The organism is Pseudarthrobacter scleromae, from assembly GCF_014644515.1.
Taxonomy (GTDB): Bacteria; Actinomycetota; Actinomycetes; order Actinomycetales; family Micrococcaceae; genus Arthrobacter; species Arthrobacter scleromae.
Genome location: NZ_BMKV01000003.1, coordinates 158735 through 184358 on the forward strand (window position 1 = coordinate 158735; position 25624 = coordinate 184358).

21 protein-coding genes and 1 riboswitch are annotated in these 25624 nt (G+C 66.3%); of the genes, 9 read left to right on the plus strand and 12 right to left on the minus strand.

The window, feature by feature from the left end; all coding sequences use genetic code 11:
- Positions 1 to 34 precede the first annotated feature (34 nt).
- The 3 genes from IEX33_RS08845 to IEX33_RS08855 are packed head-to-tail and all read right to left on the minus strand — an operon-like array spanning position 35 to position 3896.
- On the minus strand, positions 35 to 2479 hold the full coding sequence (locus tag IEX33_RS08845) for an HAD-IC family P-type ATPase (protein WP_188729466.1): 2445 nt from the start codon (positions 2477 to 2479) through the stop codon (positions 35 to 37).
- 24 nt (positions 2480 to 2503) lie between these two features.
- On the minus strand, positions 2504 to 3379 hold the full coding sequence (locus tag IEX33_RS08850; RefSeq protein ID WP_188729468.1) for a universal stress protein: 876 nt from the start codon (positions 3377 to 3379) through the stop codon (positions 2504 to 2506).
- A 55-nt stretch (positions 3380 to 3434) separates the two neighbouring features.
- Positions 3435 to 3896 (minus strand): pyridoxamine 5'-phosphate oxidase family protein, encoded by a 462-nt coding sequence (locus IEX33_RS08855; protein WP_188729470.1) that lies wholly within the window; start codon positions 3894 to 3896, stop codon positions 3435 to 3437.
- Positions 3897 to 4148: 252 nt separating this feature from the next.
- Between IEX33_RS08855 and IEX33_RS08860 the strand changes: the two genes are divergently transcribed.
- Positions 4149 to 5828, plus strand: coding sequence for a GAF domain-containing sensor histidine kinase (locus IEX33_RS08860; RefSeq protein ID WP_188729472.1), 1680 nt, complete (start codon positions 4149 to 4151; stop codon positions 5826 to 5828).
- 66 nt (positions 5829 to 5894) lie between these two features.
- Here IEX33_RS08860 and IEX33_RS08865 read toward each other — a convergent pair whose 3' ends face one another.
- Complete coding sequence (locus tag IEX33_RS08865) at positions 5895 to 6518, minus strand: response regulator (RefSeq protein ID WP_188729474.1); 624 nt, start codon at positions 6516 to 6518, stop codon at positions 5895 to 5897.
- 318 nt (positions 6519 to 6836) lie between these two features.
- Between IEX33_RS08865 and IEX33_RS08870 the strand changes: the two genes are divergently transcribed.
- Entirely contained in the window at positions 6837 to 7319 is a 483-nt protein-coding gene (locus IEX33_RS08870) for a universal stress protein (protein ID WP_188729475.1), read from the plus strand.
- Between the two features lie 10 nt (positions 7320 to 7329).
- On the opposite strand, the gene IEX33_RS08875 is transcribed toward IEX33_RS08870, so the two are convergent.
- The 6 genes from IEX33_RS08875 to IEX33_RS08900 form a co-directional block, all read right to left on the minus strand.
- Positions 7330 to 7860: a hemerythrin domain-containing protein gene (locus IEX33_RS08875; protein WP_188729477.1), complete on the minus strand. Its 531-nt coding sequence runs from the start codon at positions 7858 to 7860 to the stop codon at positions 7330 to 7332.
- A gap of 269 nt (positions 7861 to 8129) precedes the next feature.
- A complete protein-coding gene (locus IEX33_RS08880) occupies positions 8130 to 10937 on the minus strand; it encodes a cation-translocating P-type ATPase (RefSeq protein ID WP_188729479.1) in 2808 nt (935 codons plus the stop codon).
- 17 nt (positions 10938 to 10954) lie between these two features.
- Positions 10955 to 11986, minus strand: coding sequence for a polysaccharide deacetylase family protein (locus tag IEX33_RS08885; RefSeq protein ID WP_229675303.1), 1032 nt, complete (start codon positions 11984 to 11986; stop codon positions 10955 to 10957).
- Between the two features lie 50 nt (positions 11987 to 12036).
- A complete protein-coding gene (locus IEX33_RS08890) occupies positions 12037 to 12486 on the minus strand; it encodes a universal stress protein (protein ID WP_188729481.1) in 450 nt (149 codons plus the stop codon).
- Between the two features lie 97 nt (positions 12487 to 12583).
- Positions 12584 to 14284, minus strand: coding sequence for a DUF4389 domain-containing protein (locus IEX33_RS08895; RefSeq protein ID WP_188729483.1), 1701 nt, complete (start codon positions 14282 to 14284; stop codon positions 12584 to 12586).
- Positions 14285 to 14342: 58 nt separating this feature from the next.
- Positions 14343 to 15209 (minus strand): universal stress protein, encoded by an 867-nt coding sequence (locus IEX33_RS08900; RefSeq protein ID WP_188729485.1) that lies wholly within the window; start codon positions 15207 to 15209, stop codon positions 14343 to 14345.
- 238 nt (positions 15210 to 15447) lie between these two features.
- On the opposite strand from IEX33_RS08900, the gene IEX33_RS08905 reads away from it, so the two are divergent.
- Together IEX33_RS08905 and IEX33_RS08910 are read left to right on the plus strand one after the other, a co-directional pair.
- Positions 15448 to 15741, plus strand: coding sequence for a hypothetical protein (locus IEX33_RS08905; protein ID WP_188729487.1), 294 nt, complete (start codon positions 15448 to 15450; stop codon positions 15739 to 15741).
- Positions 15742 to 15861: 120 nt separating this feature from the next.
- Positions 15862 to 16113, plus strand: a complete 252-nt coding sequence (locus IEX33_RS08910) for an SHOCT domain-containing protein (protein ID WP_188730114.1) — start codon at positions 15862 to 15864, stop codon at positions 16111 to 16113.
- A gap of 26 nt (positions 16114 to 16139) precedes the next feature.
- Here the strand turns inward: IEX33_RS08910 and IEX33_RS08915 are convergent, their stop codons facing one another.
- Positions 16140 to 17342: a globin domain-containing protein gene (locus IEX33_RS08915; protein WP_188729489.1), complete on the minus strand. Its 1203-nt coding sequence runs from the start codon at positions 17340 to 17342 to the stop codon at positions 16140 to 16142.
- A gap of 499 nt (positions 17343 to 17841) precedes the next feature.
- Here IEX33_RS08915 and IEX33_RS08920 point away from each other — a divergent pair, with 499 nt between their 5' ends.
- The 3 genes from IEX33_RS08920 to IEX33_RS08930 are packed head-to-tail and all read left to right on the plus strand — an operon-like array spanning position 17842 to position 21730.
- Positions 17842 to 18819, plus strand: a complete 978-nt coding sequence (locus IEX33_RS08920; RefSeq protein WP_188729490.1) for a ribonuclease Z — start codon at positions 17842 to 17844, stop codon at positions 18817 to 18819.
- Positions 18816 to 20258, plus strand: coding sequence for an APC family permease (locus tag IEX33_RS08925; protein WP_188729491.1), 1443 nt, complete (start codon positions 18816 to 18818; stop codon positions 20256 to 20258). Before IEX33_RS08920 ends, IEX33_RS08925 begins: the two co-directional genes overlap by 4 nt.
- Positions 20255 to 21730, plus strand: a complete 1476-nt coding sequence (locus tag IEX33_RS08930; RefSeq protein ID WP_188729492.1) for a protein adenylyltransferase SelO — start codon at positions 20255 to 20257, stop codon at positions 21728 to 21730. Before IEX33_RS08925 ends, IEX33_RS08930 begins: the two co-directional genes overlap by 4 nt.
- Before the next feature lie 143 nt (positions 21731 to 21873).
- Here IEX33_RS08930 and IEX33_RS08935 read toward each other — a convergent pair whose 3' ends face one another.
- A complete protein-coding gene (locus IEX33_RS08935) occupies positions 21874 to 22725 on the minus strand; it encodes a C40 family peptidase (RefSeq protein ID WP_188729493.1) in 852 nt (283 codons plus the stop codon).
- A gap of 3 nt (positions 22726 to 22728) precedes the next feature.
- Positions 22729 to 22898: riboswitch (cyclic di-AMP (ydaO/yuaA leader) on the minus strand.
- 299 nt (positions 22899 to 23197) lie between these two features.
- On the opposite strand from IEX33_RS08935, the gene IEX33_RS08940 reads away from it, so the two are divergent.
- Both IEX33_RS08940 and IEX33_RS08945 read left to right on the plus strand, forming a co-directional pair.
- Positions 23198 to 24181, plus strand: a complete 984-nt coding sequence (locus IEX33_RS08940) for a dienelactone hydrolase family protein (protein ID WP_188729494.1) — start codon at positions 23198 to 23200, stop codon at positions 24179 to 24181.
- A 169-nt stretch (positions 24182 to 24350) separates the two neighbouring features.
- The gene (locus tag IEX33_RS08945; RefSeq protein WP_229675304.1) at positions 24351 to 25622 is read left to right on the plus strand and encodes an aggregation-promoting factor C-terminal-like domain-containing protein; all 1272 of its coding nucleotides are present in this window, start codon (positions 24351 to 24353) and stop codon (positions 25620 to 25622) included.
- The last annotated feature ends 2 nt before the right edge of the window (positions 25623 to 25624 follow it).

Here is a 25624-nt window from a genome sequence, read left to right on the forward strand (position 1 = left end):
CTGTGCCTCCCAGAGCCGAAGGTCACCCTGGTCTTCAGTCTGCTGAGCGGCCGGCCAGGCGCCGCTGGACGTACCGGATTGCTTCGATGATGATGCTGCCGCCCACGGCCACCGTGACCGAAGCGGCCAGGAGGTCCGTGGGCGGCCAGCCCAGGCGGAAGAACTCTTTTGCCGGGGGCACGGTGAACAGCAGCGCCAGGCCCGTGTACATGCCCGCCAGGATGAGGGTCTTCGTCCAGGTGAGGGGCCGGGATGCGGTCACGAGGATCCAGGAGGCCATCAGGGCCAGGGTGATGACGGCGGCAGACTGCGTGGCCTCGGCGCTGCCAGGTGCAGCGAAACGCGCGTACATGCTGACAGCCAGCACACACAGGGCGACGCACACTCCGGCCGGCACCGAGAAGGCCAGGGAGCGTTTCAGGAATCCGGCCTCATAACGCTGCGCGCTGGGTTGCAGTGCCAGGAAGAATGCCGGCAGGCCGATGGTGAGTCCGTCAAGGACGGACATCTGGCGCGGAAGGAACGGAAAGGGCCACAGGAGCAGGGCAAACGTCAACGAGATGACGGTGATGTAGACGGTTTTGCTGAGGAACACCATGGAAACCCGCTCGATGTTGCTGATGGCCCTGCGGCCCTCGGCAACCACCGCCGGCAACCTGTCGAAGCGCCCGTCCAGGAGGATAAGCCGGGCTACCGCCTTGGTGGCCGGTGACGCTGTGTCCATGGCGATGCCCAGATCGGCTTCCTTGAGTGCCAGGACGTCGTTAACCCCGTCGCCGGTCATGGCCACCGTGTGCCCGCCCCGCTTCAGCGCCTGAACCATGTCCCTCTTCTGGGACGGCGTCACGCTTCCAAAAACGTGATGCGTCTCCACCGCTTCCTCCAGTAGCAACGGGTCCGTTGGCAGTTTCCTGGCGTCGTAGGCCCCGCCCGGGCCCAGGCCCACCGTGCGCGCGAGCACTGCCACCGTGCGGGGGTCGTCACCGGAGATGATCTTCAAGGCCACCCCCTGTTGCCGGAAATAGGCAAGGGTCGCTGGTGCTTCCTTCCGGATATCCTCGCGGAAGGTCAGCAGCACCACCGGAACGAGGCCCGCGGGCAGTGCGCCGTCCTGCTCCGATACCGGCAGGGGCCCGGGCATGTGGGCGAGTGCCAGCGTCCGCAGGCCGGTGGAGGCCAGCGCCGCGGCGCTCCGGCGGGCGGGGGCGTCGGATGGCAATTCCGCCAGTACGAAATCCGGGGCCCCAAGTACCCAGGTTCCGGCGGCCTGCGAGCCCGGCGGGAACGTCACTGAGCTCCATTTCAAGGCCGAGGTGAACGGCACGGATGACGCTTCGGGCAAAACGTCGGCTGTGGGAAAAGCGTCGCCGATGGACTTGGCGGTGGTACTGGCTTCCTCCTTGGCGCCGAACCATTCAAGGGCCTTCCGCCACCCCTCGGCCGGTGGGGCGCCGGCGCCGTGCACGGCGTCGAATGTCATGGCGCCGGAGGACAAGGTCCCGGTCTTGTCCAGGCACAGGACATCCACACGTGCCAGTACTTCAACGGCCGCAAGCTCCTGGACCAGGACCATGTGGCCGGCAAGCCGGACCCCGCCCACCGCAAAAGCCACGCTGGTGAGCAGGACCAGGCCAAGGGGAATCATGGACATGATGCTGGCCACAAGTCCCACCGCGGCAGGTATCCACTGGCCGGAGCTGAAGGCGGCCTCCCAGCCGCCGGCGTTTTGGACCTGGGCGTGGGTAACCAGGACGGCAGTGGGCAGGAGCAGCCAGGTGATGACGCGCAGCACCTTGTCCAGGCCGGAGCGTATCTCGGACGTGACCAGGGCGAACCGTCTGGCTTCGGCAGTCAGTTTGTAGGCGAACGTATCCGGCCCTACCCCGACCACCACCGCCAGCCCGCTGCCGGCCATGATCAGTGACCCGGACAGGAGCGCGGCTCCCGGTTGCTTGGACACGGGCGCTGACTCACCGGTCAAAAAGGATTCATCCGCCTCCACGTACCCGCCGTCCAGGAGCCGCACGTCAGCGGCCACCTGTTCCCCGGCGCTGAGGAGGACGATGTCATCCGGAACCAGGGCCTCCGCCGGGACCAGCCGGGGGCTGCCGTCCCGGATGACCCTGCTCTGTGCCGCGTGGAGAATGGCCAGCCTGTCCAGGGACTGCTTGGCGCGGTATTCCTGGATGATTCCGATCAGGGAGTTCCCCAGCGCCGAGAAGCCAAAGAGCGCATCCCGCCACTGGCCCAGCACCAGCAGCAGGACAAAGCAGGCCGCCACGATGGCGTTGAAAAGGGTCAGGACGTTCGCCCGGATAATGTCCCACGCACTGCGGCTTGTTGCACCGGGGATGCTGTTGATCTGTCCCGCGTTGGTCCGGGCCAGGACCTCGGCGGAGCTGAGTCCGCCCAGCCCCGGCTGTCCCGCGGAGGCGCCGGAAGCCACGTGCCGCCCGGTGCTTTCCCCTGCTTCAAACATCACGTGGAGCGCAGGGCCCGCCCGTCATGTGTCATGCCGGGACTTCTTCAGCCGGGTGATGACCGTGGGGCAGGGTGGCTGGGTCAGGACGCCGTGCGCCGTCGACCCGAGCAGGAGCCTGCCGAAGCTTCCCCTGCCCCGGCTGCCCAGGACCAGCATCCTGGCGTCCGCGGCTGCGCGGACCAGGGCATCTGCAGGTTCCAAGACTGTTTCCAGGACTCCGTGCACTACAAGGCCGGGGTAGTCCTGGCGGAGTCCGGCCACAGTCTCGGCCAGGACAACCTGTTCCTCTTCCTCCACATGTCCAGCGAAGCTGCTGGACGGCAGGCCCGCTCTGATCCAGCGGTTGGGGCCAGTGAACGCGTACAGGACGGTGAGTTCCTCGCCCAGTGCATCAGCCTCGGCCGCCGCGAAAGCAACGGCCTGCGTGGACTCCCTCGACCCGTCCACGCCCACCACCACACCGTGCCCACTGCCCTGCCCTGTCCCGATCACGGCCACCGGGCATTCGGCCGTTGCAGCTGCCTGGAGGGCCCGGTCGGTCAGCGCACCGCGGGAGTGGCCGCTGCTGCCCAGGACCAGCATCGAGGCGTTCTCCGAGTACTTGCCAAGGGATGCCCCAACGCTTCCTTCCAGCAGTTCATGGGAAACCTGCAGGTCCGGTTCTGCGCTGCGCACCGTTTCTCCGGCTTCTTCCAGCATGTCCATCGCAGACTTGCGCAGGACGTCGATGTAGGGGAGGGCTTCAATCCTTTCGCCGGCCATCCAGCGGTCGTCGAGGACATGAAGGATTGCCAACGGCACCTTTTGCCGGCGGGCTCGGGCCGCTGCCCACAGCAGTGCGGCCTTGGAAGGAGGGGAGTCGGCGATGCCGACGGCGACGGGCTTGTGTGCGTCCATGGGTGACCTTCCGTGAATCTGCTGTTGCTGACGGTTTCTCATGCCGGACAGGGGTTCAGGCCCTGCCGGCCGGTTCCTGCGGGGCCCACCACCGGGTTGGCGGGGCGATGACGAATTTCCTCCCGGTGATTTCCTCAGGCGTCACGCGGATAAGGCTTTCCTTTGGGCCTGCCTGCCAGGGAGACAGACCTGCGTCTGAGGCATCCTGGAAGTCTTCGTCGTCGTCCACTACGGCAGCGTGCCCCTTCACCACCACGCTCCAAGCAATGGTGCCGTACTGGTTCAGCCCGTCGGCTTCCAGGGACACTGCCTTGCGGCCGGCCACTGCATCCATCTTCGTTCCCGGGCCTGTGCGAATCAGCAGGGTGCCGTTGCTGGGCACAAAGTTGACCGGAAAGATCTCCACCGTGTCGCCGCGGGTAAAGGCCATCCTGCACACGGAGGTTGACCGCAGGTACCTCCAGCAGTCATGCACTCCAAGGTTTTCGTGTTCCGGTTCTGTTGCAGCTGTGTCCATGGCCGTAGCCTAGGCCGCCGAGCGGGACGGGGATAGGGAAGAAGGTCCTACTGCAGCCGGTCCCGGCGGCAGCTGATATCCGGCGTTCCCATAATGGGGCATTTCAGACCTTGACTTACTCTCCTAGACTGGTGCCGGGACGTCGCTTCGTACTCAGGCTGGAGCGGCGTTGCCGGGGGAACCACTTCCCGGACGCGCGCAACACCGCTGAGGGCCTGCAACGACGCCGGCACTTGTCACAGGAGGCGAAACATGAGCACTGAGCCGTGGAGTTCTCCCATGAAGGAACGGGCCGAAGACCTCCTCCGGGACTTCGTTGCCCGCGCAGATGAGCTGCTGCAAACCCAGGAACGGATGAACGGCCTGCTCGCCGCCGTCGTCGCCCTGGCCCAGGATCTGAGCCTTGAAGCCGTGCTGGACCGTCTTGTCCGGTCGGCATGTGAACTTGTGGGTGCGAAGTACGGCGCGATGGGGGTGATCGCGGAGGACCGCAGCCTGAGCCACTTCATCACCGTTGGAGTCGATGAAGAAGACATCAGGTCCATTGGGGACTTGCCTACGGGACACGGCGTCCTGGGACACCTGATCCGGGAGCCCCGGCCACTGAGGCTCCACGACCTCGGCCGGCATCCCATGGCGTCAGGCTTTCCCCCCAACCATCCACCGATGAACACCTTTCTTGGGGTGCCGGTCCGTGTCCGCGACGAAGTGTATGGGAACCTCTACCTGACCGAAAAGGACGGCGGGCAGGACTTCACACCGGAGGATGAAGACCTTGCCGTGGCCCTCGCCGCCGCTGCCGGTGTGGCCATCCAGAATGCCCGCCTGTTCGAGGACAGCAAGCGTCGCCAGAAATGGCTGGAGGCGGGGATGGAACTGAGCAGCCGGCTGATCATGGCGCCGCATCCCGGGGACTCGGACAACCTGGACCTGGTGGCCGAAACTGCCTTGCGGGTCTCAGACTCTGCGCTTGCCGTGATTGCTGTCCCGGCCGGTGACGGGGTCCTGCGGTGCAGGTCGTCCCTGGGCGTCCAGGGCCTGCAGGCGGGGCAGGAAATCGGTGCTTCTGATGCCGTCTCCAAGGTCATCGAGACGGGGGAGTCCCGCGTGGTGCGTGATCCCCAGCAGGTGTTTGGTGACCAGGTGGCGGAAAAGCTGGGGTCGGTGCTGGTGTGCGCCATCGGCCACAGCAACAGCGAGAACGGCGTGCTGCTGCTCGCCCGTCCGCAGGGATCAATTGCCTACAGCCAGGCCGAAGCGGAATCCAGCTCGATTTTCGGGAGCAGGGTCGGGCTGGCACTCGACCTCGCGCGGGTCCATGCGCTCCGTGAACAGAACCTTCTGTTCACGGACCGGGAGCGGATTGCCCGGGACCTGCACGATCTTGTCATCCAGCGGCTTTTTGCCTCCGGATTGAGTATCCAGAGCCTCCGCCGCTACACCCTTGACCCCATAGCGCACGAACGGATTGCCACGGTCACGTCCGAACTGGACGACACCATCCGGAAGCTGAGGGACACCATCTACTCCCTTCGGACCGGTGAGGAAAACCATGACCCCCTGACGAGCCGTATCCTGGGCGTGGTCCAGGACAACTCCCGCAGCTATGCCGTGGAACCGAAAGTGGCCTTTACCGGCCCCGTGGACGCAGTCCGGGAGAACGTTGCCGGCCATGTGCTGTCCGTTCTTTCCGAAGGACTCAGCAATGCCGCCCGCCACTCCGGTGCCAAGGAGATCCGCGTTGCCGTGTCCGTAACCCCACGCCAGGTTGAACTGGTGATCCAGGATAACGGGTGCGGTTTTGACGAACCCGCACAGGTGAGTGGCCTGGCCAATATGCGGCACCGGGCAGAAATGCTGGGCGGCAGCTGCACCATCCGGAGCGCGCCCGGGGAGGGCACCCGGATCACGTGGACCGCCCAGCGCCTGTGACAGAACCGGAAAGCGGCCCGCCCTGAACCTCTGCCGTGACCGGCAGCAGCGGGCCCGTGGGGAAGGCTATTGCCCGTCCTGGCTGTTCCGCGTGACGTACACGGCGGCCTGTGTCCTCCGCTCGAAGCCCAGCTTCGCGAGGATGGATGACACGTAGTTCTTCACTGTTTTCTCGGCCAGGAAGAGTTCCTCGCCGATCTGGCGGTTTGTCATGCCCTGCCCGATCAGCGTCAGGACCTTCTTCTCCTGGGCACTGAGCGCATCCAGCCGCGGGTCTGTCTGGGTCTTGGAAAGCCCGGCGATGATCCGCTCCCTGACTCCGGGCTCAAACAGGGACTCGCCGGCAGCGGCCCTCCGGATTCCGGCGAGGAGGTCGTCGCTCCTGATCTGCTTGAGGACGTACCCGGAGGCTCCTGCCAGGACGGCGCCGCGGATGGCCTGCTCGTCGTCGTAGCTTGTCAGGATCAGGCAATGCAGGCGGGGGTCCAGCGAGCGCACGTCCCGGCATACCTCGATGCCGGTGCCGTCCGGGAGCCGTCCGTCCAGGATCGCGATGTCCGGCTGCAGCGCCGGAATACGGCGTGTAGCCTCCGCCGCGGATCCGCTTTCCCCGACCACCTCGAATCCTTCGCCCTCCAGCAGGTCCTTCAGTCCCTGCCGGACAAGCTCGTGGTCATCGAGAATGAACACGCGAAGCGGCTCCTGGGGATCTGCGGCCCCGTGCGAGCCTGACTCAAGCCTTTGCACCCTATGCTCCCAATTGTCTTAAGGACTATGCCTGCACTGCTGTGCCGGCCAGCCCGTGCCAGGGGCTTAGTCCCATCTTTCCTTCCGCGCGGACCCGCTGGAAGGGACCAAAGTCTGGAGTCCTGATCATATATCTGCCGCCCCCACCACCGGCGGCTGTCCGCCACCGGCCCGGCGCCCCGGCCGGCCGGTGACTTTAGGCCCTATCCCGTTGCCCGGACCCTGTACAGTCTGGGAGCAGACCCAACAGATCGGAGCCACATGGACGCCCCCGAGCGGCACCCCAGGATTGTTGTAGGCGTGGACGGTTCCGACGCCTCGATCGCGGCCCTTCGCACAGCCGGGTCATTGGCCGGGCCCCTCGGAGCAACGGTGGAAGCCTGGGCATGCTGGGACGTGCCTCCCGGCTATGGGCTCTACCTCGTGGTGGGCATTGAGGGCTTCGAATACGCCGCCAAGCAGTCACTGGAGCAGGCCCTTGCGGACGCTTTCGGCCCGGAAGTGCCGGCATTCGTCCAGCCGCGGCTGGTACGGGGGAAAGCCAGCGAGCAATTGATAGAGGGTAGCCGGAAAGCATCCCTCCTCATCGTGGGGCGGCGCGGTCACGGCAGCCTGGTGCTGGGCTCGGTGAGCTCGGCGTGCGTCAGCCACGCCCACTGCCCGGTCCTGGTGGTCCACGCCCCGGAGGAAGCCACGCACGGAAAAAGGGGAAGCCACGCACGGAAAAGCGACGACGGGCAGTAAGGCCGGCTTATCAGCGATAGTGCGCGGCGCCGCCGTCGTGCGTTCCGCCGTGGTGACCCGCGCCTTCTCCGGTCAGTTCGTGAAGCCCCCGCACTGACTCGGCAAGGGACATGTCCGGGGACTGGACAATGAAGGGCATCAGCAGGCGGTTTTCCTTGTCCAGGTGCAGGGCGAACAACCGCTGGATGGCAGAGCCGGCCACGGCTGAGGCAAGTCCGCTGGAGGTTCGCAGTTCCTCCACGAGATCGACTATCACACGGTGCTCGGCAAGCATCCCCTCCACCAGGAGCCTTCCCTCGGGTGTGGCGTGCGGTCCACCGTACAAAGGGCCTTCTTCGGCGAGGGCATGGGGGATCAGGTGGGTGTCGCACCAGTCCAGGAGAGTGGCCTGCGCTGTATCTTCGGCAACAGCGTCACGTGCCTCCACGGCTTCCATCAGGAGGGCCACAAGCCCGTTGAGGTGTTTGAGCATGTGCGCATGATGTCGTTCAACAGCCTGGAGTGCTGCTGCCTCGGCGGCATCGTCCTTGCCCTGGTTCATGGTCCCTTCCCCTTCCCAAGGGTTTGCAGCCCGGTGCGTGCAGCGTGCCGGCAGCGTCCCGCCTGCTCGTGGCGTTAAGTATGGGCAGCGGGGCCGGGCGGGTGGCAGAGCCATTGGTCCCCTACTTCGGGAGGTGGCTGCCGGTGGATCCGTTGCGGCGCACAGAAACACGTTCCTTGCCCGTTGGGTGGTGTGGGTGGGCTGTGGCGAGATGCTCGGATTTATCGCATGGCCCTGGTGCGGCAAAGGTCCTGGAGTGCTGGACCTGCCTAGAACGCGTGGCGCCGGAAGCGCCTGTCCACGGCGACAACGAGTGAAGCCAGCACGGCGATGCCCAGGATCCGCAGCCACGTGTCCACACCGATGGGGGCCGTGTGGAAGAGCCCGTTCATCACCGGTGAGTAGGTGATGGCCAACTGGCCGGCCGCCTGGACCATGACGCCCAGGATGACCCAGCGGTTGCTGAAGAAGCCGATCCGCCAGACAGACCGCGTAAGGGAACGGCAGCTGAAGAGGTAGAACAGTTCCACCGCCACAAAGACGTTCACCGCCGCGGTCCGGGCCTCGGCGAGGGACGCTCCACTGGCCAGTTCAAGTTCGAATATCCACCAGGTGCCTGCCACGAGCAGGGCGGAGACCAGCAGGATCCGGAACGTGAGGGCCCAGGTCAGGAGCGGCCGGCCGGGGGCCCGCGGAGGGCGGGACATAAGGCCCGGCTCCTTCGGTTCGAAGGCCAGCATCAGGCCCAGGCACACAGCGGTGGTCATGTTGATCCAGAGAATCTGCGTGGGCAGGACGGGCAGCGTTGCTCCGGCCAGGATCGCCACGAGGATCACCAGGCCTTCCCCCATGTTGGTGGGCAGGGTCCAGACCATGAATTTGGTCAGGTTGTCAAAGACGTTCCTGCCTTCCTCTACAGCTGCCTCAATCGTGGCGAAGTCGTCGTCGGTGAGGACGATGTCCGAGGCCTCCTTGGCCACTTCCGTCCCCGACCGGCCCATGGCGATCCCTACGTTCGCCTGGCGGAGGGCCGGTGCATCGTTGACGCCGTCCCCCGTCATGGCAGCCACGTGTCCCCGGGACTGGAGTGCACCGATGAGGCGGAGCTTCTGCTCGGGGGATACCCGCGCGAAGACGGTTGCCCGCTCCACCGCATCCGGCAGCTGGTCTGCGGGAATCGCGTCCAGCTCCACTCCGGTCAGTGCTGTCCCGTCCGCCCGGTCCGCGGTGATGCCCACGGCCTCGGCGATGGTGGCGGCCGTTCCCACGTGGTCCCCGGTGATCATCTTGACGGCCACTCCGGCCTGGTGGCAGGCACGGACTGCCGCCGCTGCCGCCTCCCGCGGCGGATCGAACATCGCCTGGAGCCCTGTCAGCGTCATCTGCCCGTGCAGGTTTGCCTCCGAGAGGACGGTGCCGGCAGGCAAGTGCATCGTGGCGGTCGCCAGGACCCTCAGTCCCGTGCCGGCAAACTGGTGCGCAACCTCCAGGACTGCCTGCTTGTTGAGGTACCCGTTGGCGCCGTGGCTGTCCATTTGCCAGGCGCACAGCTCCAGCACCCGTTCCACGGCGCCCTTCACCAGCACGGTGTCCTTCCCGGTGCCGCTTCCGTCCGGGAGCCGGGGGGAGTGGAGGGTGGCCATGTACAGGCGCTCGGACGTGAAGGGCAGCGCGCTGCGGCGCGGAGTGGCGGCGAGGAACTGCGCAATGTCCACGCCGCCCTTCCCGGCGGCCACCAGCATCGCCGCCTCCGTGGGATCCCCCTGGACCTGCCAGACATCCCCTTCCCTGACCACCTTTGCGTCATTGCAGGCGCCGCCGGCCAGGAGGGACCAATGCAGCGCAACGTCCTGCGCCGCCGTCGCCGCCCCACCAGCCGCTTCCACGACGCCCTGGACAGCCGCACCTGCACCCGCACCTGCGGGAAGGATACGCCCCTCCGGGCCGTAGCCCGAGCCTGTCACGTCGTAGGAGCCGGCCGGAGTCCAGAGGCCCCGCACCGTCATCTGGTTTTCGGTAAACGTGCCGGTCTTGTCAGAACAGATGACCGTTGTGCTGCCCAACGTCTCAACAACCGGCAGCCGGCGCACCACCGCGCGGCGCCGTGCCATCCGGCGGACGCCGATGGCGAGCGTTACGGTGACTGCCGCGGGAAGGCCTTCGGGGATTGCCCCCACTGCCAGCGCGACGGCGGCTGTAAACATTTGGGCGGGCTCCTGGCCGCGTGCCACGCCGGCAAGGAAGGTCACGGCGGCCAGGGCAAGGATGGCCACCGTCAGCGTCATGCTGAAGCGCGCCAGCTTTTGGGTCAGGGGGGTGGCTACCGGCTGGACCGCTCCCATCAGCCGATGGATCTCACCGAGCTCCGTCTCGCCGCCGATGGCGACGACGACCCCGGCGCCAGTGCCGGCCGTCACCAGGGTGCCGCTGTAGACCATGTTCCGGCGGTCCGCCACCGGTGTTGTCGGGGGAAGCACCACCTCGTCCTTTGCCACTGCTTCGGACTCGCCTGTCAGTGCGGATTCGTCCGCCCGCAGGCCGGACAGCCGGACCAGCCGAAGGTCCGCCGGGACCTTGTCGCCGGCCTCGAGCAGGACCAGGTCTCCTGGAACCAGATCCTCCGAGGGCACCTCCAGCCGTTGCCCATCCCTGACCACCACTGCACGGGTGCGGACCAGGGAGTGGAGAGCATCCAGGGCAGCCTCTGCCCGGACTTCCTGGACAAAGCCAATCACCGTGTTGACCAGGACGACGGCCAGGATGACGCCCGAATCCAGGTACTCACCAAGGAACAATGTGACGGCTGCCGCGGCCAGCAGCACGTACACCAGCGGATTGTTGAACTGCCGCGCGAGTTTCCGGAAGATCCCCCCGCCGCGTGAACGCGGAAGGACGTTGGCGCCGAACTGGACCTGCCGGCTGGCCACCTCCGCGGATGCGAGGCCCTGGACGTGGTCCGTCCCCAGCAGCAGGACCACCTCATGCAGGGGGAGTCCGTGGTGAGCGGGGTCAGCCGTTCCGCTGGCTGCCGCAGCAGGACGCCTGCCGGTGGATCTCGCCTGCCTGGTCTTTTCCATGACTGGCCCTTCCGGTCCTAGGGGGCCAGCAGCGCGTCAAGGGTGGCGAAGCCGTACCCTGCGGCGCTGATCCGGTCGATGATGTTGGGCAGGGCGTCGGCATCAAGGGTGGAACCGTCGTCAGGATTCGAACCGATGTGCATCAGGACAATTTTGCCTGGCTGCAGGGCGGCCAGCGTGCGGTCCGCGACCGTCTGGGCTGTAGCGCCGCCACTGGTGCCCTTCCACCCCAGGGTGTCCACGGTCCACCGGACCGCAACGTAGCCGAGGCTGTTGACTTCGGCAATGGTGCGGGCATCCCGTTCACCGAAGGGGAAGCGGAACAGCGGGCGCGGATCGCCTCCGGCCGCCAGGATGGTTTGTTCCGCTCCCCGGACCTGCTGGGCAATCTGCGTGCCGTCCAGCCCGGTGAAACCCGGATGCGTCATGGAGTGGTTGGCCACCCGGTGCCCCGCGGAGACAATCTGTCCCACCCCGCCGGGGTTGGCCTCCACCCAGTTGCCGGTCAGGAAGAACGTGCCCGTGACCCCCTTGGCTGACAGGGTGGACAGGATTTTTGGCAGTCCTGCCGCGTTGGCGCCGGCATCAAAAGTCAGCGCCACCACTCGGCCCGCATTCGGGATGACCGTGAGGTCCTGGTTCAGGAGCGCTGAAGGGAACGGCGCCGCCGGCGGCGCAGGATCCGGCGCAGGGCCGGGCCCGGCTACCGGCACGGACGGCGGCGGGACCGGGACGGGCGGCACAGTGACGGGTGGCTGGACAGGATCCTGCCCTGCCTCCGGTGTTTCCGTCGATCCCCCCACTGGCTGGGATGGAGAGGGCTGGGCTGTGCCGGGCTCGGCTGTGGAGGGAGAGGCGCTGGAGGCCGCCGGACCGGGACTGGGGCTGGTGGACGCGCCCGGAGAGGTGGAGGGCGCCGCCGGCTGCGGAGGACTTCCAGCCGGTTCCCGCAGAAAGACGGCAAGAACGATGGCGAGGACAAGCAGGGCGAGCACGACGGCGGCTGCCGCCATCCGCCGTCGTGCGTCACTTTGCAGCGGCTCCGTCAACGGTCTGCGCCTGCCGTGGTCCCGGCCATGTGGACCTCCTCCGGAATGCCCTAGGACTTTTCATCCGGAGTGTGGACCACCAGTACCGGGCAGTGGGCATGGGCCACCAGGGCTGAGCTGACCGAGCCCAGCAGCAGCCCGCCGAAACCGCCGTGCCCGCGCCGTCCCACCACCACCATGTCCGCGTCCCGGCTTGCTTCGATCAGCGATTCGCGCGGATGGCCGCGGACCAGGGTGGGAGTAACGTTCGACGGCGTTTCGTCACCGAACGCTGTTTTGACCGCCTCATCGAGGATCTCCCCGGCGCGCTCCTCGAAACCTTCGATGCCCATCATCACGTAGCCCGCGTAAACCTGCGGGTAATCCCAATAAGCGTTGGCCATGACCTTCGCGCCCAGCGGCGTTGCCAGGCGCTGGGCCTGCCGCAAAGCCTCGATGGACGGCTCCGAGCCGTCGACGCCCACAAGGATCCGGGCAAATGGTGCTCCAGCAGTACTCATCTCAGCTCCTCAGGAGACCCGTGTGGTCCATCGTTATGATGTCCCGGCAGGACAGCGGGAGGTAGGGCCGAAAGTCACTGCAGGGGTTCCCGGCAGTTTATGGGAGAGTCGCTGGTGGCTCCTGCACGGGTGGTTCCTGGCGTGGCGGGTCCTGGTGACCCGGTCCCGATACCGCGGGCGGAACGTCGGCGGGGCCCTGGTCAAGCCGGAACGGCGGGTATTCATCGCGCATCAGGGCGGTGTAGGCCAGCACGCGGTAGATCCAGCGGTTGATGCCGAGGATGAAATCGAACAGCGGCCGCTGGTACCTTCCGGTGAACAGCAAGGCCACCACGGCCACCAGGACGAGCAGGCCCAGCAGGGACGGGCCTGTTGCTCGCTCGTAGGTGGTGCCCAGATCAGTGGTTTCCGTTTCCCATGTCCATGTAGCGCCGGACAGTGCTGCGATGATCAGCAGATGCGGGAGGGACAGGAGCCACCACTTCACCAGGACCAGTCCGCGGGAGAGCCGCTCGGGGTAGTCCACTTCGAAGTCCGCCGGATAGTCGGTGTGTGCCAGGGTGAAGGGCGGGTAACGGTCCGTGCCTGCGGCGGCGTAGGCGTAGAACGCCACCCGCCAGTTCCAGCGCAGAACTCCTACGTTGAAGTCGAACAGGGGCCGGGGGTAGCGGCCGGTGAACAGGATGGCGAAGCCTGCCACAATCGTGGTCACGAGGAACGCAAACCACAGGAAGACCAGCACGATGAAGTGCGGGATGGCCAGGAACCACTTGACCAGCCACATCGCCCGGGACAGGGCAGGGTCAAGGTCACCAAAGAGGCGGGCGGGATAAGGGGCGCGGTCCGCGCGGTCTGCGGCGACGGGGAGGGGCAGCGGCTGAACTCCCTGGACCGCGGCTCCCGGCACGCCCGGCGCTCCTTGGGTGCCGGGGGCTGATGCCCCAGGCACTCCTCCTGCATACCCGGGCGGCGGTTCCTGTCCGGGGATTGGGGCAGACCCGGCCGCGTTGCCAGGCGGTGGGCTATACCCAGCGGCGTAGCCCGGCTGTGTGCCATATCCCGGCCCGTAACCTGTTGGGCGTCCGTACCCGGGCGGCGGTGCGGCAGGCCCGCGGGGATGCTGCCGGGCGTGCCGGCCGAGCCCTATGGCGCCCAGGACCAGCAGGGGGATTCCGATGGCCAGCGCAACGGCCCCTCCCACCAGCAACCCTGTGGCCGCCGGCATGATCAGATCGGAGCGGAAGCCCGCCTGCACCTCGGCATCCACGCCAAGGCTGCCATCGGAGTTCATGATGACTATTGCCCAGCTGCCGGCGGCCAGGTCCCACGTGAGCTCCTGCTCGCCGGGGCCGGAGGCGGACGTGCTCCAGAACGCCTGCTCTGCAGGCGGTGCGGGGGTGCCGGTGCCGGGAATGTCACGGTATTCGGCCCGGAAGGGCCGGCTGTCCACTTCAAGCAGTTCCGAATGATGCACGCCCGAAAGGTACCGCTCAACGTCGTCCTGCGGGGCAACGCCTATGAAGATCTCCTTGCCTGGGTCCGCGGACGTCGCCCGCAGCCTCAGCGTCCCGACGTCGAAAGGCAGGCGCGGCGGGATTCCCTCGCCGACGGCATCAAGCCGGGGTGAGGTCAGGGCGTGGGACCCAACGGCCAGGCGGGCTGTGCCTGACGTGAGGTATCCGTCTCCCTGTGCGGATCCCACCACCGAGGCCACCGCACCTCCGGCTAAAGTGGCGAGGCCAACCATCGAGATGAGGATCCCGAGGATGAGCATTATTACTGAAGCAGTCTTCTTCATGGTGCCAACCCGGAACGTAGGAGGAGGGGATAATAATGAGCGGAAGGCCGGGTCCGGCCTAGTTCTTGTTCTTGCTGGCCTGGATCCGGGTAATGACGGTAGGACATGGCAGGTGCCGGAGTACGCCATGGGCCGTTGATCCCAGAAGGAGCCGCTGGATTGCGCCCCGGCCGCGGTTGCCCACCACAAGCATCCTGGCGTTCATGGCGGCATCCACCAGGGCTTCAACTGGACCCTTTTCGGTTTCCAGGACCTGGTGTACCTGCAGGCCTGGATAGTCTTCCTTGAGCCCGGCCACTGTCTCCGCCAGGACAAGGCGCTCCTCTTCGGCAATCAGCTCGGCGAGGCTGGTGGATGTCAGGCCGGCATCCTCCACCCGGTCCGGGGCGATGATGGCATACACCACGGTCAGCTCCTCACCTTCCCGGTCTGCCTCGGCTGCGGCGAAGGCCACAGCCTGCGTAGCTTCCTTTGAACCGTCAACACCCACTACCACGCCGGAGCGGCCCTCCAGGTCCTGCGTTCCCACCACAGCCACCGGAACCTTCGAAGAGGCTGCGACCTGAAGGGCCCGATCGGCCAGCGAACCGCCCAGGTGGCCGGTGCCCGAGCCGATGACCAGCATGGACGCCTTGGCAGAGTACTTCGCAAGCGAACGTCCTATGCTCCCGGTGAGGAGCCGGGTGGTAATGGTGATGGGGAACGCGTCCCGGACGCGTCCGGCCGCCGTCTGCAGGAGCCGGTCCCCGGCCTCTTCCATGACGCCGATCCATGGGTACGGCTCCGCCACCCACCTGTCGTCCACAACATGAAGGATCACCAGGGGCAGACCGGCCCGCTCCGCCCGGCGTGCAGCCCACAGCACCGCCGCTTGGCTCTGCGGTGAGTCGTTGGTGGCTGCCGCGATCGGTTTACGAGTTGTCATGGCCGGATCTCCTGGTTCGCGCGGGCGTGGTCACTTACAAGACTGGCGCCACGCCCACGGCAGATATAGGGCCAAAGGTCACGGCAAAATCCCGGCGTGGACGCTTTCAAGTGATGTGCCAATCCGAGGAACCCGGCGCAGGCTCCTGGTGGCTCAGTTGCGGGGACGTCAGCAACGACACCATGTGGTCAGTATGCTTACTATTGTTACTCCAGCGGTTCACGAGAAAGGCATCACCATGACGGAACAGAACCTTCCCGAGGAGGGGCTTGAAGTTGTCCAGGATGAGGACGTGCTCCTTGATGAGACCCCCGGCGCGGCTTCCTCCCTTGAACTAGACCCTGTACATGGCGAGCCGGACAGCTACCCTGGCGCGGCGGAGAACAATCCGGACCGCTGGCAGGAGGATCCGCTGATCCAGGATGAAACTGTTGCCGATGCCGAGTTTGGCGAAGCCGCGGCCAGTGATGATGAGGAAACCTTCGGCGGCTCACCGCTCAGCGAATTCGAACCCGACGATTTGGAGCGCTGACGGGCAGGAAAGCACGTAAGCCGGATGGGGGAATCCAGGGGACGAAAGACTCTGGCCCCGCACGGCCCTCTGCGGAGATAGTCGAGCAAAGGCCGGCAGCGGGGCGGAGGAGCAGCGGTGATGTACTGGGACGGGAACATGGGCGCCTGGGGTTTCGTCCTGATGCTGGTGAGCTTCATCCTGTTCTGGGGCGCAATCATCGCTGCCCTTGTCCTTTTCGCCCGCTCCATGTCCCCGGGACACCGCGGGAGCACCGGACCCGGTGGAAGCGCGGCGGAGGACCTGCTTGCCGAACGATTCGCCCGCGGCGACATAGACGGGACGGAATACACTTCGCGGCTGGCGGCGCTCCGCCGCGCCCGCGGAGCCTAGGCACCCCGCGTAACGGTGCCGTTTCCCTACTGGAAGTCGGCCTGCCAGAGGTCCGGACCAAACACCTCGTACTGGATGTCCTTGGGCGGAACTCCCTTGGAAATGAGGCTGCTCCGCACGGACTGGAGGAAGGGCAGCGGGCCGCAGAGATAGTACTCGGCGTCAAGCGGGAGTTCGACGGCGTTCACGTCCATGAATCCGGTAAAGCTGGACGCGTCGGAGTCCTGGTCCCGGTTGAGGAACCAGGTGTGCATGGTGCCGTCGGACAGCAGTTCCAGGTCCTGCGCGACCTGCCGGCGCAGAGGAAAGGAATCCGGGCTGTCGTCAGCATGCAGGAGCATTACCTGGCGCTGGCTCCCGGCTTTCACCAGGTGCGAGAGCATGCCGGCCATCGGCGTCACCCCGATCCCCGCACTGGCCATGACCACCGGCCTGTCCGTGTACTCCAGCACTACATCCCCGAAGGGGGCTGAGAGCACCACCTCGTCGCCTACTTTGACGTCGTTGTGCAGGAGGTTGGACATTTCGCCGTCGGGACTTCCCTGCCCGTGCACCCGCTTGACGGCGAAGTGGCGGTGCTTGCCGTCATCGGCGCGGGTAAGGCTGTACTGCCGCGGCTGGTGGACGCCGTCCTTCATCCGCATCTTGATGGTCACGTACTGTCCCGGCAGGGAAGGCTTCACCTCCCTCTCGTCGACGCGCTCCACAACGAAAGTGACGACGTCGTCCGTCTCCTGTATACGCTCAGCCACCCGCCAGGTGCGCCAGATGGTCTCCGGCGACAAGTGCACAGCGTTGTACAGGCCCCGTTCCTGGTTGATCAACATGTTGCCCATCAGCCAGTAAACCTCGTCCCATGCAGCGGCCACGTCCGGCGTTACAGCCTCGCCGAGCACATCAACAATGGCCCAGAACAGGTGCTCGTGAACGATCTGGTACTGGTCGGGGCTTAGTCCCAGCGAGACATGCTTGTGGGCAACCCTGGACAGCAGGTGGTCAGGCAGCTGGTCTGGTTTCTCCACGAGGTACCGGGCGAACGCTGCGATGGATCCGGCCAGCGCCTGTTGCTGCCGGCCGTCGGCCTGGTTTCCCCGGTTGAACAGGCCGTCCAGCAGGTCCGGCCGGGCCTCGAACATGTGCTGGTAGAACCGCTTGGCGATCTCCTGGATATTATCGCCGACCACGGGCAGTGTTGCCTTGATCACGGGGAGGGAAGTGTCTGAAAGCATGATGGTTACCTTCCGGAAAACGGGTCACCTGGCGGGGGGAGATGGCCTGAGGCGTGCCAATTTAGCAGCCGCTCCAGCCCCCGGAATAGGGGCGACCGCCCCTATTCCCCAGCTCCCGGGCCGGGCTGCGGACTTCATTTAAGGGCGGGGATGTTTGGCCAATCCCCTCGACCTGCGGCCAAACTAGGCTAAAATCATAAGCAGGCTGATGAATATCGGTTGGCAGGATCACTACTGAAGGAGTTTCACATGAACTTGGGAAGCATGATCAAAAATGCCGCTGGACGATTCGCTGGCAGGACGGGGACCGGCGGGACTGCCCGCGGGACCGGGCTGAATGCAACCGGCCGGACGCCCGGCACCACGGGTGCCGCAGGTGCAAGGCCGGGCGGCGTAGCCGGCAGGATCATGGGAATGCTCCGGCGGCGCTAAGCCGCCGCCGCAACCAACAAAGCAGGTACCGGATCTTCCGGCACCTGCTTTTTGGCCCTTAATAACAATGCGCCAGCTCGTCGTCCTCGGCACCGCGTCCCAGGTCCCCACCCGGACCCGGAACCACAACGGCTACCTCCTGCGCTGGGACGGCGAGGGCCTGCTTTTCGATCCGGGCGAGGGAACGCAACGCCAAATGATCCATGCCGGGGTGTCCGCGAACATGATCACCCGCATCTGCCTCACACACGTTCACGGTGACCATTGCTTCGGGCTGCCGGGGGTGCTCTCGCGCATGGCCCTCGACGCCGTGCCCCACCCGGTCCATCTCCACTTCCCCTCATCCGGCGGGGACGTGGTCCGGGCGCTTGTGTCCGTCAGCACACCGGGTGTGGACCTCAGGCTGCACCCGCACGGAGAAGCCGGACCGGTGGGTGACGGCCTGGAAGTCCAGCCCCTCAAGCACCGCATAGAAACCTACGGCTACCGGTTGGTCGAACCGGACGGCCGGACCCTGCTGCCGGAACGCCTGCAGGCGGCAGGGATCTCCGGGCCGGAAACAGGGCGCCTGCAGCGCCAAGGGAGCCTGGCAGGGGTGCGGCTTGATGACGTCAGCGCCGCCCGGCCGGGCCAGCGTTTCGCCTTCGTGATGGACACGGCGCCCTGCCGGGGCGCAGAAGAACTGGCCGACGGCGTCGACCTCCTCGTCGCCGAGTCGACCTTCGCCGACGACGACGCCGGGCTGGCCGGCCAGTACCGCCACCTCACAGCAGGGCAGGCGGGCGAGCTGGCGGCACATGCCGGGGCTCGCACTTTGGTGCTCACGCACTTCTCCGCACGGTACGGCGGCGACGCCACACTGCTCTCGGCCCAGGCGCGCGCCCGTGCGGGTACTGCTGCGGTCATCGCCGCAGAGGACCTGCAGCGTATCGGCTTCCCGCGGCGGCGGCGCTGGTCCCCAGGCGCCGCGCTGCAGCGCGGGCCGGTCACGGCATCGATGCCAAACCCCTCATTCAGCCCAGTCAGCCAGGGAGGTCACTCATGAGTGCAGCTTCAGAAGAAGTGTCAGACGTTACCGCGCATGGCAAGGAGCCCACGCTCAAGAGAGTGCTGGGACCCAAGCTCCTCCTGCTGTTCATCGTGGGGGACATCCTCGGCGCCGGCGTCTACGCGGTGACCGGAACCATGGCCGGCACCGTGGGGGGAATCGTCTGGCTGCCGTTCCTGCTGGCCTTCGTGGTGGCCACGCTCACCGCCTTCTCCTACCTTGAACTGGTTACGCAGTATCCACAGGCGGCGGGCGCCGCGCTGTACACGCATAAGGCGTTCGGGATCCACTTCGTCACCTTCCTGGTGGCTTTTGCGGTCGTCTGCTCCGGAATCACCAGTGCGTCCACCTCTGCGAATGTCCTGGCCCAGAACTTCTTTGGCGGCCTTGAGATCAACGGCTGGATGGGCAACCCCGGTCAGGGCGTGATCACCGCGGTTGCCCTTGGATTCATGATCCTCCTGGCGGCCATCAACTTGCGCGGGGTGGGGGAGAGCGTCAAGTTCAATGTGGTGCTCACGGTGGTGGAGATGGCCGCACTGTGCATTGTGATCGGCGTCGGGTTCTTTGTCATGGCCCAGGGGACCGGAAACCCGGGCGAGATCTTTGTCTTCAACGACTCCCAGGACAAGGGACTCTTCCTGGCCGTCACCGCAGCCACCTCCATCGCGTTTTTTGCCATGGTGGGCTTCGAGGACTCGGTCAACATGGTGGAAGAGACCCAGAGCCCCGAGAAAATCTTTCCCCGCACCATGCTCACCGGCCTGGGCATAGCAGTCCTGCTCTACATGCTGGTGGCGGTGTCCGTGGTGAGCGTCCTCACGCCCACCGAACTCGAGGGCATCCGGGAAGCTGAGGGCGCGGCCCTGCTGGAAGTGGTCCACAAGGGCTCACCGGACTTCCCGATCGACAGGGTCTTTCCCTTCCTGGCAGTCTTCGCAGTCGCCAATACGGCCCTCATCAACATGCTGATGGCCAGCCGGCTGATTTACGGCATGGCCCGCCAGCATGTCCTGCCCCGCCAGCTGGGCAAGGTCCTTCCCGTCCGGCGCACCCCATGGGCGGGAATTGCCTTCTCCACTGTCCTGGCACTGGGCCTCATCCTGTATGTCACCAGTGATCCCGAAAGCAACATTGTGGCGAACCTTTCGGGCACCACCGCCTTCCTGCTGCTGTGCGTTTTCACGGTGGTCAACGTGGCCTGCGTGGTGCTGCGCCGCAAACGGGATCCCCACCGCAAGGTGTTCTTCACGTCCCCGGGCCAGCTTCCGCTCGTTGCCGCCGCCTTGTGCGCATTCCTTGCCGGACCATGGGTGGGCAGGAACATCATCCAGTACCAGATCGCCGGCGGACTGATGGCCATTGGAGTCATCCTGTGGCTTATCACCTGGATGATCAACCGCAGGACAAACGACGGCGATAGGGTTGATTCATGACTGCAGCAGCAGAATCAACTGTCACCTTCGAAGGACTTTTCGCCAGTGAACTCCCGGAACTCGCCGTTCCGTGGCAGGCCGAGGAAGCGCCCGAACCCGGGCTCCTGGTTCTCAACGATGCCCTGGCCGGCGAGCTGGGACTTGCCCCTGAATACCTGAAAACCCCCGAAGGCGTGCGGCTGCTCCTGGGAAACCACGTCCCGGCTGGAGCCATCCCGGTTGCCCAGGCATACGCCGGGCACCAGTTCGGCGGCTACTCACCGCTGCTCGGCGACGGCCGGGCGCTCCTGCTCGGCGAACTGGTGGACGTTGGCGGGCGCCGGCGGGACGTGCATCTCAAAGGCTCCGGCCGCACACCCTTCGCCCGGGCTGGCGACGGCCGCGCCGTCGTCGGCCCCATGCTGCGGGAATACCTTGTGAGCGAGGCAATGCACGCCTTGAACATCCCCACCACCCGGGCCCTTGCCGTTGTGGCCACAGGACGCCCGGTGCGGCGGGACACCATGTTGCCCGGCGCCGTCCTGGCCCGGGTGGCCAGCAGCCATCTCCGGGTGGGCAGCTTCCAATATGCCCGGGCCACGGACAACATGGAGCTCCTCCGCCGGCTGGCGGACCATGCCATCAGCAGGCACTACCCGGACGCAGCCCAAGCTGAACATCCCTACCTGGAACTGTTCGCCTCGGTGGTGGCCGCCCAGGCCGGGCTGGTGGCCCGGTGGATGCTGGTGGGGTTTGTGCACGGCGTCATGAACACGGACAACATGACCATTTCCGGCGAAACCATCGACTACGGCCCCTGCGCCTTCATGGACGCTTTCAATCCCGGGGCCGTGTACAGCTCCATTGACGTCGGCGGCCGCTACGCCTACGCCAACCAGCCGGTGGTGGCTGAGTGGAACCTGGCGCGGCTGGCGGAGGCCATGCTGCCGCTCTTCCACGAGGACCAGGAACAGGCAGTCGCCCCCGCAGTGGAGGCGCTGGGGAAGTTCCGCAGCCAGTACAGCGATGCCTGGTTCAACGGCATGAAGGCAAAGCTTGGCATCAACGGCGGGCCGGCCGGAAGCAAGGAGGGGGACGAGGCATCGGAACTGGTGGACGGGGTGATCGCCCTGCTGAAGGACGGACCTGTCGATTACACACAGTTCTTCCGGAGCCTTGGCCAGGCCGCCAGGGGTGATGCCAGGCCGGCGCGGGGCATGGTCCTGGATCTCGCCGCGTTTGATGCCTGGGCTGGGCGCTGGGCCGGCCTGAAGCCCGACGCCGGGCTGATGGACAGCGTCAACCCGGTGTACATTCCCCGGAACCACCTGGTGGAGGAAGCGCTGGCGGCCGCCACGGAGGGGGATATGGGCCCATTCGACCGTTTCCTGGAAGTGGTGAGGGCCCCGTTCCATGAACGCCCGGGGCTGGAGCGCTACACCGAGGGGCCGCCGGAGGACTTCGGCACCTACCGGACCTTCTGCGGTACCTGACCCGGGGCGGTGCTGGCCTCCGGACGGATCAAGAATGACAACCGTGGAAGCATGACAAAGGCGGCAGCCGGGAGAACCCGGCTGCCGTCTTTATCTGGAGTGGCCTGGCCCTTACGGGCCAGCTGCGCCTGTGTCCGTGGTGACTATGCCACGCGGACGAAGGAAGCGCCGCTGAGCCAGCTGATGGAGTGAACGGCGGTCTGGTTGCCGTTCACGCCGCCGCTGACAACCTGGCCGTCGCCGGCGTAGACGCCCACGTGGCCGGCGGTGATCACCAGGTCACCGGGAGCGGGGGTGCCCACGGTGGTGCCGTACTGGTAGAACTGGCCCGGGGCGAGGTCGCCGACCGACTTGCCGACCGTGCGCAGGGCTTTCTCCACCATGGCGGTGCAGTCCTGGATCTGGCCCACCTGGCCGTAGGCGTTGGCCAGGATGGCTGCTCCGGCGCCGCTGCCCGTGGCTGCAACCGGGGCTGATGCGTAGGACATGTTCATTCCGGTGTTCGCCGGGGTAGTAACAGCAGCGGTCTGGACCGGAGCCGGTGCCGGTGCTGCAGCCGGTGCAACGTAGGCTGCGGCCGGAGCGGCCGGAGCAGATCCCGCGGCGGGAATCTGGATCTGGTCACCGGGGTAGATGATCGTGGAGACGGAAAGCCCGTTGGCTGACAGGACGTCATTCAGGCTGACACCGTGCATCGACGCAATGGCACCAAGGGTGTCGCCCGATACAACCGTGTGGACGTTGCCGGCTGCTGCGGCGGGGGCTGCGACTGCTGCCGCAGGGGCGGCCGAAGCCTGGACGCTAGCGGTCTCGGTGGTGTCCGGACCGTTCACACCGGCGTGGGCCGGGGCGCCGACGCCGAAGGCAATGCCGGAGGCTGCTGCTACGGCCAGAGCCGGACGGCCCAGGGACTTGGCCGAAACAGCCAGCCCTTCGATCGCGATGGAGCGGGCCGGCGTTGCGCGGTGACGGGCAGTGGTGGAATTTTTTGACACAGTTGATCGCCTCTCCCATGCCTGCGGGGTGAGCTGTCGGGTTCGGGTTGGAGATACCCGGCCGGTAACACCTCCGAATGGAACGGACGCGCTATCGACTTAACCCCAAGGCCTTCAAAGGCCGCGGAAACTTGGTTCCCCCGTCCCTGCCAGCTGGAAAGCGTTGGTTCCCGGGTCAGTGGCAGGGCTCGGCATTCTGACGGGGAATGTCCCGTCTGGGAGGGACACTTGAAGACCATAACCCGACTTAGCACCCATTGTCACATTTGGATAACATGCGAGGCGATTCTCTCGGTTTGGCTATCGACTGGATTTCGCGTGCCACAGCGCCCCCGGGGCGAAGTGCAGGCGCGCCGATTTTGCAGGGCAATGATGTTTATCACAAAGCGATAAAGGACGGGCAAAGATCGCCGCTGAACCTTGTCCGGAGGTGGCTGGGGGAGGAGTATGTTCGTCACCCCGAGGAGGCACTGTGACGCAGCTTGGCAAGTATGAGAAGTACCTGATTGAGGAATTCTTTGACGACTACCGGTCCGGCGCGCTGAGCCAGCGGACCTTTACCCGGCGGGTTGCTTTCATTACCGGCAGCATGGCGGCGGCGTCGGCGGCGATGCTGCTGGTGGGTTGTACCCCCAGCGAGGTGCCGCGGAGCACCGACCCCATGCCCACCCCGGAACCGTCCCCGACGTCCCCGACGTCCGCTGCCGGGACTGCGGGGTCGGGAGCGGTGCCCGGGGCTAAAAGCCCGCTCTCTGTCCCTGAGGGTGCGCCAGGATTGACGACGGCGTCCGTCCAGTTTCCGTCCGGCGGCGCCTCCGTCAGTGCCTACCTGGCCAGGCCCGAGCAGGAAGGGCGCGCTCCTGCCGTGTTGATCTGCCATGAGAACCGCGGGCTGACGCCCCACATCGAAGACGTGGCCCGCCGCTTCGCGAAGGAGGGGTATGCCGCCCTGGCGCTTGACCTGCTCAGCCGTGAAGGTGGGACGGCCGGCATGGACCGCGACGCCGTACCCGGCGCCCTCACCCAGGCCGGCGCCCAGCGGCACGTGGCCGACTTTGCGGCAGCACTGGAGTACCTCCAGGCCCAGGACTTCGTGGACGGTGGCCGCGTCGCCATGACCGGCTACTGCTTCGGCGGCGGCATCACCTGGCAGGCGGCCGCCGAACTGGACGGCTTGAAGGCAACTGCGGCGTTCTATGGACCCGCCCCCGACCTGGCCAAAGTACCGGACATCAAGGCGGCCGTATTCGGGGTCTACGCTGAACTCGATCAACGCATCACCGGGCCAATGCCTGCGCTCAAGGATGCGCTGGCAGCCTCCGGTGTTGTCCACCAGCTCACGGTCTACCCCGGCGTGGACCATGCCTTCCATAACGACACCGGCGACCGCTACAACGAAGCCCAGGCGACGGCCGCGTGGAATGACACCCTTGCCTGGTTCGGCCAGCATTTGTAAGAGGCCGGCACTTCTGCCCTTTCCGTCAACGTAACTGCCTTCGGTCCATAACGATGTAGAAACGTCCGCCTTCAACCTGAGGGTGAAGGCGGTAGGCTTCCCGACTATGTGCCGGTTCGTTACCAAACCCAGGGCGCGGCTCGCCGCGGCGCTTCTTTCATTTGCGCTGGTGGGAACCCTATGGCTTACGCCGGCGGGTGCTGCGGAGGTCCCGCCCGGCGATTTCCCGTCCTGGGAGGAGGTGCAGGACGCGAAGGAGAGCGAGGCCAAAAAGACCGCGGAAATTGCCAGGATAGGTGGCTTACTGTCCGCCCTTCAGGACCAGTCCGAGGCCGCAGGCTCCGCCGCGGTGCAGGCAGCAGCGGAGTACGCGGTGACGGACGCGGCTTTGCAGGCTGCATCTGCCAAGGTGGAAGTCCTGGCGGCACAGACCGAGCAGGCTCACTTTGACCTTGTCCAGCACAGGAAAGAGCTCGGTGCGCTGGCGGCCCAGTCATACAAAACCGGCGGTACGAACATGGGGTTCTTTGTTGCCCTCGACGCCGTCCAGAGCAACACCGTGCACGGGCTCAACGTGGTGCAGATCGTGGGGGACAAGACCGCCGCACTCGTGCACAAGGCGTCGGTCGCAGGAAAGATCGCTGCTGCGCTGGCGGCCCAGGAACAGGCTGCGAAGGATGAGCGCGGGCGGCTGTCCCTTGAAGCCGAAGCCAGGCTCACGGAGGCCCGGTCCGCCCAGGACGCCGTGACCCGCCAGGCGGCGGAGGAAAAGCAACGCAGCGGGCAGCTAACGGCGCAGCTGGCGTCGCTCAAAGGCACGACGGCGGAGGTGGAGAACGCCTACCGGCAGGGCCAGGCGGCGCTGGCCGCCTACGAGGCATCCCAGGCGGCCAAACGCGCCGCGGCTGAAGGACAGTCCCGCCGGCAGGCCGACGCGGCTGCCCGGCCCGCACCGCTGCCCGCCGCCGGGCCCGCGGCTCCGGAAGCGCCCCAGCCCGGCGGCCCAGCCCCCGCGCCCGTCAATCCGGCTCCGGCGGACCCGGCTCCGACAAACCCTGCCCCGGCCAGCCCGCCCCCTGCGCCGCCAAGCCCGCCGCCCGTCGTCGTGCCTTCCCTCCCCGGCGGCGCGGTCAATGACCCGGCAGGAGCTAAAAGCTACGCCTCCACCAGGTTGGGCGCCCACGGCTGGGGCCAGGACCAGTTCCTCTGCCTGGCCCAGCTGTGGACCAAGGAATCGAACTGGCTGACCACCGCCACCAACCCCTATTCGGGCGCCTACGGAATCGCGCAGGCCCTGCCGCCAGGCAAGTACTCCAGTGCTGGTGCCGACTGGCTTACCAGCTACCGGACGCAGATCGACTGGGGGCTGGGCTACATCCGGGAGCGGTACGGCTCGCCCTGCGCCGCCTGGAACCACTCCATGGCAAAGAACTGGTACTGACC

Bases quoted from the DNA above. Each gene is read 5' to 3' on its own strand.
- IEX33_RS08845 (WP_188729466.1), bottom strand. From the start codon at position 2,479: ATGTTTGAAGCAGGGGAAAGCACCGGGCGGCACGTGGCTTCCGGCGCC.
- IEX33_RS08850 (WP_188729468.1), bottom strand. From the start codon at position 3,379: ATGGACGCACACAAGCCCGTCGCCGTCGGCATCGCCGACTCCCCTCCT.
- IEX33_RS08855 (WP_188729470.1), bottom strand. From the start codon at position 3,896: ATGGACACAGCTGCAACAGAACCGGAACACGAAAACCTTGGAGTGCAT.
- IEX33_RS08860 (WP_188729472.1), top strand. From the start codon at position 4,149: ATGAGCACTGAGCCGTGGAGTTCTCCCATGAAGGAACGGGCCGAAGAC.
- IEX33_RS08870 (WP_188729475.1), top strand. From the start codon at position 6,837: ATGGACGCCCCCGAGCGGCACCCCAGGATTGTTGTAGGCGTGGACGGT.
- IEX33_RS08875 (WP_188729477.1), bottom strand. From the start codon at position 7,860: ATGAACCAGGGCAAGGACGATGCCGCCGAGGCAGCAGCACTCCAGGCT.
- IEX33_RS08880 (WP_188729479.1), bottom strand. From the start codon at position 10,937: ATGGAAAAGACCAGGCAGGCGAGATCCACCGGCAGGCGTCCTGCTGCG.
- IEX33_RS08890 (WP_188729481.1), bottom strand. From the start codon at position 12,486: ATGAGTACTGCTGGAGCACCATTTGCCCGGATCCTTGTGGGCGTCGAC.
- IEX33_RS08895 (WP_188729483.1), bottom strand. From the start codon at position 14,284: ATGAAGAAGACTGCTTCAGTAATAATGCTCATCCTCGGGATCCTCATC.
- IEX33_RS08900 (WP_188729485.1), bottom strand. From the start codon at position 15,209: ATGACAACTCGTAAACCGATCGCGGCAGCCACCAACGACTCACCGCAG.
- IEX33_RS08905 (WP_188729487.1), top strand. From the start codon at position 15,448: ATGACGGAACAGAACCTTCCCGAGGAGGGGCTTGAAGTTGTCCAGGAT.
- IEX33_RS08910 (WP_188730114.1), top strand. From the start codon at position 15,862: ATGTACTGGGACGGGAACATGGGCGCCTGGGGTTTCGTCCTGATGCTG.
- IEX33_RS08915 (WP_188729489.1), bottom strand. From the start codon at position 17,342: ATGCTTTCAGACACTTCCCTCCCCGTGATCAAGGCAACACTGCCCGTG.
- IEX33_RS08920 (WP_188729490.1), top strand. From the start codon at position 17,842: ATGCGCCAGCTCGTCGTCCTCGGCACCGCGTCCCAGGTCCCCACCCGG.
- IEX33_RS08925 (WP_188729491.1), top strand. From the start codon at position 18,816: ATGAGTGCAGCTTCAGAAGAAGTGTCAGACGTTACCGCGCATGGCAAG.
- IEX33_RS08930 (WP_188729492.1), top strand. From the start codon at position 20,255: ATGACTGCAGCAGCAGAATCAACTGTCACCTTCGAAGGACTTTTCGCC.